General features: G+C 38.9%; 12 protein-coding genes. 8 read left to right on the plus strand and 4 right to left on the minus strand.

Annotated features, from left to right (window positions below; all coding sequences use genetic code 11):
• Positions 1 to 32: 32 nt before the first annotated feature.
• The 3 genes from ACZ5XX_RS06550 to ACZ5XX_RS06560 all read left to right on the plus strand — a co-directional run bounded on the left by ACZ5XX_RS06550 (position 33) and on the right by ACZ5XX_RS06560 (position 3713).
• Positions 33 to 1142 (plus strand): CDP-glycerol glycerophosphotransferase family protein, encoded by a 1110-nt coding sequence (locus tag ACZ5XX_RS06550; protein ID WP_464583686.1) that lies wholly within the window; start codon positions 33 to 35, stop codon positions 1140 to 1142.
• A complete protein-coding gene (locus ACZ5XX_RS06555; RefSeq protein ID WP_464583689.1) occupies positions 1139 to 2353 on the plus strand; it encodes a glycosyltransferase in 1215 nt (404 codons plus the stop codon). The genes ACZ5XX_RS06550 and ACZ5XX_RS06555 overlap by 4 nt, the downstream gene beginning before the upstream one ends.
• A gap of 172 nt (positions 2354 to 2525) precedes the next feature.
• Entirely contained in the window at positions 2526 to 3713 is a 1188-nt protein-coding gene (locus ACZ5XX_RS06560) for a CDP-glycerol glycerophosphotransferase family protein (protein WP_464583691.1), read from the plus strand.
• Positions 3714 to 3735: 22 nt separating this feature from the next.
• Here ACZ5XX_RS06560 and ACZ5XX_RS06565 read toward each other — a convergent pair whose 3' ends face one another.
• The gene (locus ACZ5XX_RS06565) at positions 3736 to 4722 is read right to left on the minus strand and encodes a glycosyltransferase (RefSeq protein ID WP_464583693.1); all 987 of its coding nucleotides are present in this window, start codon (positions 4720 to 4722) and stop codon (positions 3736 to 3738) included.
• 82 nt (positions 4723 to 4804) lie between these two features.
• Here ACZ5XX_RS06565 and ACZ5XX_RS06570 point away from each other — a divergent pair, with 82 nt between their 5' ends.
• The gene (locus ACZ5XX_RS06570) at positions 4805 to 5935 is read left to right on the plus strand and encodes a CDP-glycerol glycerophosphotransferase family protein (RefSeq protein WP_464583695.1); all 1131 of its coding nucleotides are present in this window, start codon (positions 4805 to 4807) and stop codon (positions 5933 to 5935) included.
• 10 nt (positions 5936 to 5945) lie between these two features.
• Here ACZ5XX_RS06570 and ACZ5XX_RS06575 read toward each other — a convergent pair whose 3' ends face one another.
• Genes ACZ5XX_RS06575 through ACZ5XX_RS06585 form a run of 3 tightly spaced genes read right to left on the minus strand, consistent with a single transcriptional unit; the run spans position 5946 to position 8828 of the window.
• On the minus strand, positions 5946 to 7190 hold the full coding sequence (locus ACZ5XX_RS06575) for a flippase (protein WP_464583697.1): 1245 nt from the start codon (positions 7188 to 7190) through the stop codon (positions 5946 to 5948).
• Entirely contained in the window at positions 7177 to 8139 is a 963-nt protein-coding gene (locus ACZ5XX_RS06580) for an NAD(P)H-dependent glycerol-3-phosphate dehydrogenase (protein ID WP_464583699.1), read from the minus strand. The genes ACZ5XX_RS06575 and ACZ5XX_RS06580 overlap by 14 nt, the downstream gene beginning before the upstream one ends.
• Positions 8136 to 8828: a phosphocholine cytidylyltransferase family protein gene (locus ACZ5XX_RS06585; RefSeq protein ID WP_464583701.1), complete on the minus strand. Its 693-nt coding sequence runs from the start codon at positions 8826 to 8828 to the stop codon at positions 8136 to 8138. The genes ACZ5XX_RS06580 and ACZ5XX_RS06585 overlap by 4 nt, the downstream gene beginning before the upstream one ends.
• 93 nt (positions 8829 to 8921) lie before the next feature.
• On the opposite strand from ACZ5XX_RS06585, the gene ACZ5XX_RS06590 reads away from it, so the two are divergent.
• The 4 genes from ACZ5XX_RS06590 (at position 8922) to ACZ5XX_RS06605 (ending at position 13563) form a co-directional block, all read left to right on the plus strand.
• A complete protein-coding gene (locus ACZ5XX_RS06590; RefSeq protein WP_464583703.1) occupies positions 8922 to 10067 on the plus strand; it encodes a glycosyltransferase in 1146 nt (381 codons plus the stop codon).
• Positions 10068 to 10078: 11 nt separating this feature from the next.
• Positions 10079 to 11671 carry a glycosyltransferase family 39 protein gene (locus tag ACZ5XX_RS06595; RefSeq protein WP_464583705.1) on the plus strand — a complete coding sequence of 531 codons (1593 nt, stop codon included), beginning with the start codon at positions 10079 to 10081 and terminating at the stop codon, positions 11669 to 11671.
• Between the two features lie 62 nt (positions 11672 to 11733).
• Positions 11734 to 12672, plus strand: a complete 939-nt coding sequence (locus ACZ5XX_RS06600; protein WP_464583707.1) for an NAD-dependent epimerase/dehydratase family protein — start codon at positions 11734 to 11736, stop codon at positions 12670 to 12672.
• 15 nt (positions 12673 to 12687) lie between these two features.
• Complete coding sequence (locus ACZ5XX_RS06605) at positions 12688 to 13563, plus strand: glycosyltransferase family 2 protein (RefSeq protein ID WP_464583709.1); 876 nt, start codon at positions 12688 to 12690, stop codon at positions 13561 to 13563.

Consider the following 13563-nt stretch of genomic DNA (forward strand, 5'->3'; position numbering starts at 1 on the left):
AAATATCTAATGGTAAATTCGTAGATTTTCTTTTGAATTCATGGATTGGCAAAGGTCTCACTTCGATTTTAAAATTTATAAACAGGCTAATACCTAAAAGGAATGATCAGATACTCTTTGAGAGCATCCCAAATTTCTCAGATAATCCAATGCAGCTCTACAATTATATAAAATCACTAAATGAGGGTTACAGGCTCTATTGGATTGTTGATGAACTAAGGGGGGATATTGACGCGCCACAGTATAAGAGGAACACGATAGGAGAATTATGGCAGTTTTTAAGATCGAAGTATATTGTAACATCACATGGTCACCATCTTTTCTTAAAGGCTAAAAATCAGGTCTATGTTAACCTATGGCATGGCATGCCCCTCAAGGCAATGGGATACGCCCAAAATAACCCGAAAATTTTGCCACCAAACTCTAACGACAACAATTATTACCTCATCGCAACTTCCACCATCATGAGAAACGCCCTCGCAGCCTGCTTCAACCAGGACCCCCGGCGGATATTTGTAACGGGCCAGCCAAGAAACGACAAATTATCCAAAGACTGCCCCTTGGACCTGATCCGGGGATATGAGTATAATGCTATAATATTGTATGCTCCAACATACCGTGAAAATGGATCCTTCTTCTTTTTCCCAGACTTTGATAAAGGCCGATTCCAAAAATTCCTCAAAGAACATAACATACTCTTCATCGTGAAACCCCACCCATTAGAAGAAACCCATGCCATAAAAATTTTCAAAAAAATGGAAAACATTATCCTCTTAGAAGATCAAATGCTTCAAGAACGTCACCTAGATATCTACGATTTCCTTCCCTGCACCGACATCCTAGTGACAGACTACTCATCAGTATACTTTGATTTCCTCTTACTTGACAAGCCAATTCTTTTCGCGGTCCCAGACCTCGAAGAATATCGGAAAAAGAGGGGTTTCGTATTGGAACCTTTTGAATTTTGGACGCCAGGCCCTAAAGTTAAAAACTTCAAAGAATTCCTGGAAGAAATCAAAAAATCTATCAAGGACCCAGACTATTATTCACAAGAGAGAAGAACCATAAACGATCTTGTAAACTATTACAAGGACGATAGATCATCAAAGAGAGTATATGAGCTTGTCTGGGGTTCAATATGAAAGTTGGTATTATATTACCTGCAATAGATGACAGTGGGATGGCGAAGGCAGCCTCCCAATTATCATTTATTCTCAAAGAGTTATCCTATGATGTCCATATGATCACTGTATATGAGCATAAACCAGTCCATGAGTATACTGGAAGTTTCCATGTACTTGACGTGCCACCTGCAAGTGAAGACCAGAACTTCATTGAACGTATAATATTGCCTCTGAAACGTGTAACCGCCCTAAAGAGGATCAAAAGGGATCTTAACCTTGATGTTACAATATCATTTTCAGAAGCGCTTAACATCCAGAACATACTAACAATGGAAGATGAGAAAACCATCATAACACATCACACCCTACTCTCCAAGAATGAAAAGCTTGAGGACATTTATGGTAGAATACTCAAATTTCTGATAAAATTCTTATACAATAGGGCCTCCTTGATAGTTTCGGTCTCTGAAAGGGCGGCTCAGGATCTTATAAAAAATTTCAATATTAAACCATCAAAAGTGCGTATAATACCGAACCCTATCCCATTCAAAAGGATAAGAGAACAAGCAAGAGATGACCTTGGAGAATACGCTCCAATATTCAAGCATCCTGTGATAATAACAGCTGGGAGGCTTACCCATGCCAAGGGCCAATGGCACCTCATCAGGATATTCAAAAAGTTAAAGGAGAAATTCCCAGAACTTAAACTTGTCATATTAGGTGATGGGGAACTCAAAGATTATCTAATCAAACTCTCTAAACAATTAGGTCTTAAAACATATACTAATGGTGAAATCACCGACTCGGACATTTACTTCCTAGGATTCCAAGATAATCCCTATAAGTTTTTCAAGTACTCTAAAGTTTTTATTTTACCATCATTGAGAGAGGCTCTACCTTTAGTGGTCTTAGAGGTCATGGCCCTAGGTGTTCCTGTCATCGCATCTGATTGTGGAGGTACAAGGGAAATATTAGCCCCATCGACCGATCCAAGTTATGAGACCAAAAAAGTGGAATTTGCGGAATATGGCATACTCCTACCAGTATTCAATGAACAAGTAAATAGGGAAAGCCGATTAACGAGTGTGGAAAAAAAATGGCTTAAATTATTGGAAGAGTTTATAAAGGATGATACCAGATTGGCTCATTACTCCAAAAGGTCAACTAGAAGAGCTGAGGATTTCAGCAGCGAGAAAATCAAACAAAGGTGGTCAGAACTCATCATTTAAAGCCCGCTTTTTTCGTTTCACCCATCCAAGGTGTGAATTAACCCAGATCCACCATTCTCCAATGATAAGGTTTAAGTCCAATCTTAACCATCTTTAAAGTTATGGATTACATTGCATGACTGCCCCATTATGCATCTCCTGTTATATATCTAAAATGACTGAAATTTATGATATGCCAATGAAAATAAAGAACATTGAAAAAATGATCCAATTTTTAGGTAGGCTGGTTAGGATCATCTTACGCGCCCTAAATGGGATAGTACCAAAAAGAAGAGACCTTGTTGTATTTATTAGCATTCCAGATTTCACTGATAATAGTATGGCTCTTTTTGAATACATGGATTCATTAGATGAAGATTTCGAGCTTGTATGGATCGTTAAAAACCCAAGGGATGATTTGGACATTAAACAATATAAAGCTTATCATCTCCCAGCTATTTTAAAAATTTTAAGGGCTGGTTACATCATATCAACTCATGGTAATCTGAGACGAGTGCGCGTGCCATCTCAGGTTTTTGTTAATGTTTGGCATGGCATGCCTTTAAAGGCTATGGGTTATGCTGAGAATAGAGATCTTGTTTTGCCATTTAATTTCGATGATGAGAATTATTATCTTATCGCGACTTCCATTATTATGAAGAATGCTCTTGCGGCTTGTTTCAACCAGGACCCCCGGCGGATATTTGTAACGGGCCAGCCAAGGAATGATAAACTTTTTAAAGGCTGTCAAGAGAAAATTCTGGAAATTTTAAAAATTGACCCAGCCAACTATAACAAGATTGTTTTGTTCGCACCCACATTTAGAAAGTCTGATTCTATGGATGATGGCCAACTTATATCCCATAACTTTAATCTCCAAGATTTTGACAGGAAGCGCTTCCAAGAATTCTTGGAGGAGAATGAAATTCTCTTCCTTGTAAAATTCCACCCTCTCGAAGAAAAAAAAGCCACGAAATACTTTAAAAACACGAAAAACATTAAACTCATAAAAACAGAAACATTACAAGAAAAACTCCTAGACCTTCACAACATCCTCCCATGTGTCGACATCCTAGTAACAGATTATTCTTCAGTATATTTTGATTTTTTACTTCTTGACAGGCCTATCATCTTTATAGTCCCAGATCTTGAAGAGTACCGGGAAAGAAGGGGCTTCATACTAGAACCATTCGAATTCTGGACACCAGGCCCTAAAGTTAAAAACTTCAAAAAATTCCTGGGAGAACTGAAAAAATGCACAGAAGATCCAAAGTATTACAAAAAAGAAAGAAAAACCATAAACAACCTAATAAACCACTATGAAGACAGCAAATCATCAAAGAGAATATACAAACTAATCTTTAAAAGTAGAAGCATATAAACTTTAAGCGCCGTGTTTGATTTTAAATTGATTCTAGGAACTCTTGCCATTTTTTCACGACCTTTTCGAGGCTTCTAGTTTCTAGGATGTACCTTTTAAGGTTTTCTCCCCATTTACGAGCCGACGAAGGATTTTCAACGGCTTCTAAGAGTTTTTTGATCATGTCTTCTTCGTTTTCTGCTATTATACCATGGACTCCGTCTTTTAGTTCCTCGAACTTTCCTTTGAACTTAGCTATTGGGACCGATAAGTATCCTGCCTCCATTACGGCATATCCTAGCTCACTCATTTCATATCCAAGAATCATCATGTCTGCTGATTTAAGATAGCATAGGAAGTCGTCGCGGTACCCCATCATTTTAATATGAGGACTGTCTATCTTTACTGAATCGCCGAAAACTAGAAGTTGAACATTCCTCCCAATCCTTTTATTCACCTCACAGATTATCCTTGAAAGTCTTGGGATACTACAAACCTTTGACCCACCTATACTAACATATGTTACAAGAGTAAAGTCATCAAATGATAAATCTTCGCAGTTGGTCACTCTCTCTTCCACGTCCTTTGGTATGAAAGCATTTGGTATCACCACACCCTTAACCCCATTTTTTTTCATGGTTATTTTGGAAACTGCCGTCACACGACCCCTATAAATCAATGGTATGAAGATTAAGCGATGAAGTATCCAATTGAATAACCTGAAGATATGATGAAAATTTTTCTTTGGATTCTTTTTGAGTGCTGTTATGCTTTCATCAACAACCCAACCATGGAGTGTGAGGATAAGTTTGGCATTAGCTTTAATGAGCTTCAACAAACTTTTAATCTTTAGGGGCCCATGAACTTGTATAAGATCATAAGAATCTGCCTCATCAATATTATCTGCATATAATATGTCGGTACTGAATCCTAGTTTTTCATATACTTTTTTCTGAAATTTAACGGCTCTTATCACGCCACCTTTAGTTGAAGGGTGAAATGGTATTATCATTAATATTCTTTTTTTCATAATATCCTCCCTTTTTAAATAAAAGAATCTCATTATAATAATATTTCACTTCTTTAGATTCGAAAGGGGGAGGTTTATAATCTTGAATTTGAAGAGGATTTTCAGGATCATTAATAGGATAATCCCTAAAAGACAGGATCTTGTCGTCTTTAACAGTGCACTTGATTTCACTGATAATAGTATGGCTCTTTTTGAATACATGGATTCATTAGATGAAGATTTCGAGCTTGTATGGATCGTTAAAAACCCAAGGGATGATTTGGACATTAAACAATATGAACTTAATAGTCTGAAGGCTCTTTTTAAAACATTCAGGGCTGGTTACATCATATCCACCCATGGAAACCTATCAGATGTGCGCGTGCCATCTCAGGTTTTTGTTAATGTTTGGCATGGCATGCCTTTAAAGGCTATGGGTTATGCTGAGAATAGAGATCTTGTTTTGCCATTTAATTTCGATGATGAGAATTATTATCTTATCGCGACTTCCATTATTATGAAGAATGCTCTTGCGGCTTGTTTCAACCAGGACCCCCGGCGGATATTTGTAACGGGCCAGCCAAGGAATGATAAACTTTTTAAAGGCTGTCAAGAGAAAATTCTGGAAATTTTAAAAATTGACCCAGCCAACTATAACAAGATTGTTTTGTTCGCACCCACATTTAGAAAGTCTGATTCTATGGATGATGGTAGACTCATATCTTGCAAGTTTAATCTCCCGGATTTTGATATAAATCATTTTCAAGAATTTTTAAAGGATCATGGGATCCTTTGCTTCGTGAAATTCCATCCGTTGGAGGAAGAGGAGGCTACAAAATACTTTAAAGGCGCTGAGAACATTAAACTCATAAATACAAGGACATTACAAGAAAATCTCATAGACATCTATGATATACTAGGATGCGTCGATATTCTTATAACAGACTACTCATCAATATATTTTGATTTCCTATTATTGGATCGGCCCATTATCTTTATAGTCCCAGATCTTGAAGAGTACCGGGAAAGAAGGGGCTTCATACTAGAACCATTCGAATTCTGGACACCAGGCCCTAAAGTTAAAAACTTCAAAAAATTCCTGGAAGAACTGGAAAAAAGTATAAAGAACCCTGAATATTATCGAGAAGAGAGAAAGGTTATAAACGACCTCGTAAATTACTACAAGGATGATAAATCTGCCGAAAGAATATACAAGCTCGTATTCAAGGATTGATTCGCTCCTTTTACCAGAGGTCATGCTTATTTATTCCATAAATTCGCAAGGCTAATACTATGCTTTCTGTAATGATAACAAGGACCGCCACTATATAAATGTTAATAAATGGTGAAACGGCAAGGAGCATTGCAAGATGTGCTAATGATCCGAGTATGACGCTGCCATTAGCATATTTTTGCTGGCCAAGCACCGCAAGATATGGATACCCAAGGAGTATGGAGGGTATTACGATTATTAGTGCTATGGCAAGGAAGCGGAGCACCCATACACTTGGCATGTATGCGGCCCCGAATATTATCTTTACGATTACGGGGGCTAGGATAATGATCATGATGCAGAGTAATGTGTTCAATATGAGGGTATATTTCAAGATCTTTCTGTGGAATTTTTTGTTTTTTGTTTTTGCCATGTAAGGGTATGTGACTTGGACAAGCGGACCGTAGAGGCTCTGTGCTGCAATGTATAATTTCTCAGCTGCAGAATAGTAGCCTACTGCACTGTTACCTGCGAATAATCCTAGAAAGAAGGAATTACTGCTTGTATATATGGATACTGATGCTCTTGATAGGAAGAATTGAGTACTATCTTTGAAAGTTTCTTTAATGTCCTCAAATGGTGGGATGTGGAATTTCACATTGAATTTTCTCCTTATAATATGGAGTGATATTATGCCTGCTGTTATAAGGCCAAGGGATTGTAAAAGCGGCACATAAATGTAATCTGAGGGCTTTTTTATGAAGGTGAAGATTGTTACGAGGAATATGAAATTTGTTAAGACATTCAGCATTGTTATGTATTTCATGCGTTCCATGCCTTGATAGAACCATGTTGGTGAAAGGGTGGTGCCTATCACGATACCAAATGCAAAAAGGTATAAAAGCCAGTGTTGGGCGAATTTTTGATAGGAGAAGACAATCACTGTCAATATTAAGAAGCTTATAATGGTTAGTATCCCTTTTATTATCATCACAGAACTGAATATGTTTGAGATTTTCTTTTTATCTTCACGGTTTATTGATATTTCCCTAACAGCTGAGAGGCCGAAGCCATAATCTGTTAAAACCTGGAAGTAAGCGTTGAATGCTATTGCAAAGTTTACAAGACCGTAATTGGCAACGCCAAGCGTCCTTGTAAGGTATGGTAATGTTATAAGTGGTATCACATACACTAATATTTGAAGTAAGGACAGGGAAAGGAAATTTTCGGATATAACCTTGTATTCATCCGATCTTAGCAGTTTAAGGAGTTTCATGTAGATTTCCTTGGAAGCGTTTTATATGGATGGGGATATTCTGCGGATCCTTGAGGGTTTCATGGACGAGTTCCAGGACTGGTAGGTTCATGTTGCTTGTGAGTTCCCTTATGGCTTTTATTGAGCGCAAACTTTCTACTGTTATAGTGGATTTTTTGCTGAGTTGCATTTTCTTGCCAAGCATTAGGCCCAGTGTCCTATTCCGGCTTTTATCGGTTAACGCGGTTAAAAGAAAGTCTCCGAATCCGCAGAATTTATCTGATAATTCCCCATACCCCATCTCGTCTAGTATTCTTTTCATCTCTTTGAAGCATAATGTTAGTAGTGTGTACTTGTGATTTTTGCCAGTTATTTGTCCATCCAGTATCCCCATGGCCACTGCATAGACATTTTTGAGTATACCGCAGAATTCAACCCCTTTGATGTTCTCTGAATAATCTAGGATTATATTTTGGGATTCTAAGAGATCAGCTATATCGTTCTGATATTTTTTCGGAGCTCCTATCGTAATACCGGAGGTGACGCCCCTTATAAGTTCGTCTGCAAAATTTGGACCAGAAATACAAAAAACAGCCCGGGAGCTTGTCTCCTCTCGGACGACGGTTGTCATGGGTTTGAGTGAGGGATATTCAATACCTTTTATACATGATATTATCTTTTTATCTTCGAGACGATTATTAAGTGATCTTACGATACTCCTGAGACTCCCGGAGGGAACGGCCAAAAAAATATAATCTGAATCCACTATGTGGTCTGATCTGATGTTAGCTGCTTTAATCTTTTCGTTTAATCTTATTCCTGGATGATACCATTTATTTTCATGCTGTTTGTTTATGGACTCAATTACCTTTTCATTTCTTGCAAGAAGATAGATATTATCAGTATTCTCTGATAATACTTGTGCTATTGCTGTTCCAAAACTCCCAGCGCCTATTATTGAGACCTTCATCTTATATTCTCCTCACAATATTTTCTAGCCTTTTCCAAATCCTTGGGGAAGTCAACTTCTATACAGAAATTATCCTTGATGTTAAGAGCCTTAAACCTTTCACCTTTTTTTATTGATTTTTCTATGGCCTTTTCGAAATAGTCTTGGTCTTGGCATTCCATGAGTGATTCCCTCAAAACTGGTAGTGTCTCTCTTTTGACATAGTTTATCCCAACAGCCTCCCCTAAACCGTCCGGGATGGTTTTTGAAAGTTTTTTAATGTAACCATCACTTGTGAGGTTGTATTTAACCTCTTCGTCGCCGACTTCCTTGTTATCTACGCAGATGAGGTTTTCTCCCCTCTCTTCAAGGATAAGGTGGAGTATCCCATGATCGAAGACCACATCACCATTTAACCATATAACATCCTCGTCTAAGTCCCCTATCCCAACTAATAGACTCTTTGAGGTGTTAGTAACACTATATCGACTGTTTATAACATATTCGAGGTTTGGGTGCCTCTTTCTTATCAGACCGGCTTTGTATCCTATCACAACCCTTATATTTTCCAGCCCCGCACTCTTAAGGTTTTCTAGTTGATGGTCGAGTATTGTCTTATTATTGCATAATTTGACGAGCGCTTTGGGCAATCCATGGCCTAGTCTACTACCCACACCCGCGGCCAGGATAACAACTTTAATGAAAATCACCCACTAAATTCTTTTAAGCTACAATCTAAATAATACTACTATTTACTCTTAACCCCCACACATGCAATGGGGAGATAATGGGATAGGATTATTATGCGTATACTTCATGTTTGTCCATACTTTAAACCATCATGGGAAGGTGGAGGCCCTCCACGTTTCGTATATGAGCTTGCAAGTCAACAAATTGCAATGGGACATGATGTCACGGTTTATACGACTGACGGGTTTAAAAGGAGGGTTAAAATTGAAAAGAACAGGTCAGTGGATGTTGACGGTATAAGAACTTATTATTTCAGAAACCTTTCAATGTATTTAACAGCAAATTTCAATTTGCCTCTACCCTATTATCTCCCAGTTGTCGCGGCTAAAGAATTAAAATCCTTTGATATAGTCCACATCCATGAGCATAGAACATTCCTAGCAGCAGTAATATACTTACTCGCAACACGATATAACATACCATATATCGTACAACCGCATGGATCCGCGCCAAGGATGATAAAAGCTTGGCAGAAAAGATTATTCGACACCCTAGTAGGTAATAGGATAATCTATAATGCCAAGCGTATAATAGCATCCTCCAAGATAGAATCCCAATATTACAAGAAAGTATACCCAAAATTAAATGAGAAGATAATAGCTAGATTGCCCAATCCTGTGAACATCCCCAAAACCCCACCGGAAGGTTCTTTCAGGAAAAAATGGGGACTTAAAGATGACCAGATAGTACTATACCTTGGGAGGATCCATGAAAGAAAAGGTCTAGATTTATTGGTAAGAGCATTCAATCAGATAAAAGATGATAAATTAAAACTTGTTATCGCAGGCCCTGACGACCACTACCTTAAAAGATTGAAGGAACTCATATCAGACCTCGGATTAGGGGATAGGATAATCCTAACAGGACCATTATATGGTCTTGAGAAGTTTGAAGTTCTTGTCGATGCGGATGTTTTCGTCTTACCCTCCTCCTCTGAATATGAATCTTTTGGCATGGCCGCTGCAGAGGCCATTGCCTGTGGCACGCCAGTTGTTGTAACATCAAACTGTGGAGTATCCGAATGGATCGACTCTACGGCTGGTCTTATAGTCGAGGCAGGTGAAAAAAGCATAAAAGATGCTATCACAAAGATACTTAAAAGCGGATCGTTCCATCCTAAAACGCCTAAAATTTTCAAAATTGAAAGGATCGCGAGGAAATTCGATGAAATTTACAAGGATACCATAAATAGTGTCTAGGGGGTGTTCTGTTGTCACGTGATGGGAAAATCTTCATAATTTTAGCTTTGATCATTTCGATAATCACATGGAAGCTCATAACAATACAATCTAGTATTGGTGTATACTACTGGGATATATTCCTTTATCTTAATAATGCTCTTAGAATGGCCCATTTCGGCTCCAGTGACACATTGTATCTTCCACCCTTTTTACCAGCGATCTTATCAGTGTTTTTCAGGTTGGGATTTGTAAGTGAATACACACTCTTCATTGTCGGCGGAGCATTCTATATACTCGGATCAGTTGGAATGTACCTTCTCCTTAGGCTGAGATTTGATGAAATTGAAAGCCTCGTTGGGGCTTTAACCTTCGCATCCTCCACCCTAATATTGGCATGGGCCGTCACGGGCTCCACCGACGTCCCGGCCATATCATTGTCGATATGGGCAATCTACTTGACCCTACTTGCAAAAAGAAAAGATAAGAGGCTCTATTATCTAGCCTTTCCAGTGGCGATGGCAGCCTTCCTCACAAGGTATACCTCAGCACTTATAATCATCCCCATGCTCCTTGTAATTATCATGGATTCTAGGCCCAAATTCCGTGAAATCATAGGGGGTATAATCCTAGGGATCTTATTTTATTCACCCTTTGGATTATTCTTTTACAGGAACCTTAAAAACCCCCTACCATTCTTGGGACAATTCACAGCAACTGCAAGCGGTTCAGTGACAGCAGTTAACCCAGGCTATAATCCTGACAGCCTATATTACCTTAAACATTTCCCAGAGTATCTTTCAGCCCACCCATCCAACAATTACATGTTAATTATCAACCCTTCAAGTGCAGGTCCAAACCCATTAGCATATCTTATAATAGCCATCCTAATAGTTGGTGTTATACTCTATATAATCCACAATAGGATGATATTAAATAGAGTGAAGAGTAAGAAGCTGATAATGTTCCTTTTATTATCGGCTGCTTTAATAGCTGTCTTCGGGAGGCTATCTTATGCCCTGGCCGAGGTTTTAATCTTCTTCTGGGCCCTTAGCATATATTGGCTCCTAGAAGATCAGCAGCTGCATAACCTTGATATTAACATTGCTATGATAACATGGTTTTTATGTTTCATTTATATGCATAGTTTTCATCCTGTTAAAGTTGACAGGTATATTATAACAATTTTACCAGCCATTGCATATTTGATGCCCCTCAGCATAAGTGAAATTTCACAAACGCTAAAATGGGAGCATGCAAGGCACATGTTCTCCATCCTTGTCATGGCGATGATGCTATCATCCGCAGCATATTATATATGGGGGATGCCACAAGATTATCCTATCGTAGATGCTGAAAATGAAGCAGCCCAATGGCTCAAAGCACATGACCCAAACTATCATAGCAAAGTAATAGCATCTGACAGGGGCCCAGCATTCACATGGTATCTCAAAGATTATGTTTTCACAAGGAGAATCAATAATAATGAACTGTTCTATAAGCTATTCTATGAGCTCAAACCAGACTATTATATATACTGGTCAACTACCCAACCAAGGATACAAGATTACAAAATAATCTATAATAGAAGTGGTGTGATAATCGCCGAGAAAATACCCACATAATAACAGTTTATACTGAGGCTTATATGAGGGGACCCCCCAGAATATATCAAGGAGGAAATAATATGGAAACTCAGAGGATACTTGTCACTGGAGGAGCCGGGTTCATAGGAACCAACCTTGTTAAAGAACTTAAAAGGAGAGGCCACGAAGTCGTAGCCTTAGACTTGATGCATACAAGACATGAGGATTATGTGAGGGCTGATGTGAGAGAATACAGACAACTTGAAAGGGTCTTTGAAGATTATGAATTCGATTATGTTTATCATCTAGCAGCAGAATATGGCAGATGGAATGGTGAAGCATACTATGAAAATCTCTGGAGGACTAACGTCATCGGGACAAAGAATATTATAAGATTGCAGGAAAAACTAGGCTTTAGGATGATATTCTTTTCCTCGGCGGAAGTCTATGGAGACTATAATGGGGTTATGACAGAGGATGTTATGGAGAAGAATCCGATAAGGGACACCTATCAAATGAATGATTATGCTATGACAAAATGGGTTGGGGAGCTCATGTGCATGAACTCAGCAGAGATGTTCGGCACAGAAACAGTACGAGTGAGACCAGTCAATTGTTATGGTCCCCATGAAAAGTACACGCCATACAAAGGATTCATACCCATCTTCATATACCATGCATTACATGACAAACCCTACACGGTTTACAAAGGCCATAGGCGTATAATAGATTATGTGGATGATTCTGTTAGGACCTTTGCCAATATAGTGGATAATTTTATCCCAGGGGAGGTTTATAATGTTGGGGGCCGCCTTGAATGGGAACATGATATAAAAGAATATTCTGACATGGTCCTCGAGGCTGTTGGAAGGGATGATTCAATTGTAACCTATAAGGAGGCTGAGGCTTTCACAACAAAGGTTAAGAGGGTTGATTGTTCCAAGGCCGAGCAAGACCTTAAACACGACCCTAAGGTGCCCCCAGAGGAGGGTATAAGGCGTACAGTCGAGTGGATGAAATGGTACTATCGGATAGAATAATCTTGGAGTTAGAGGATGAGGATAGCGGCCCTGATACCAGCATATAATGAAGAATTGACCATTGGAACCATAATACTCCTATGTAGAGAATACGTGGATGAAGTTATCGTTGTTGATGACGGCAGCACAGACAGGACTGCTAAGGTAGCTGAGGCAGCCGGTGCAAGGGTCATAAGGCATGAGAAGAATAGGGGTAAGGGTGCCGCGCTTAAAACAGGTTTTAAGGCGACTGACGCTGATGTAATAGTTACATTGGATGGTGACGGTCAACACAACCCCAATGAGATACCTAAACTTGTACGGCCCATAATAGATGGTATGGCGGATATTGTCAATGGCAGCCGTTATCTATCAGGTTCAGATAAGAACACACCATTTTATAGGAGGGTTGGACAGAAGATACTTGATAAAGCGACTAACATTTTAACTAGACTGGATATAACAGACACCCAGAGCGGTTTCAGAGCATTCTCAAAGGATACCATCCCATACTTCAACTTTAAAGAGGATGGGTTTGCAATAGAAAGTGAAATGTTATCAGACGCCGCCGAATCAAACCTTAGAATAGTTGAAGTCGAAATTGGCGTCACCTATGATGTTGAAGGTTCCACTAAGCATCCTTTAAGTCATGGGGCGTCAGTACTCTACAGGATAATCAGGGACATGGAACTGAAACGCCCACTATACTATTTCACACTGCCTGGGGTGATAATTGTAGTAACAGGGGCTATCCTCACATTAATATTCCTACGCGATTACTTACTAGGAAAAAGTATCCATATGGGGCCGACCATATTAGCAATAATGTTAACATTATTCGGGACATTTTTCATGTTCACAGGCATAATACTGGATTCTATGAAGAAGATGATAGAACATTTCCAGAAATAG

Source organism: Methanothermobacter crinale, assembly GCF_055397825.1.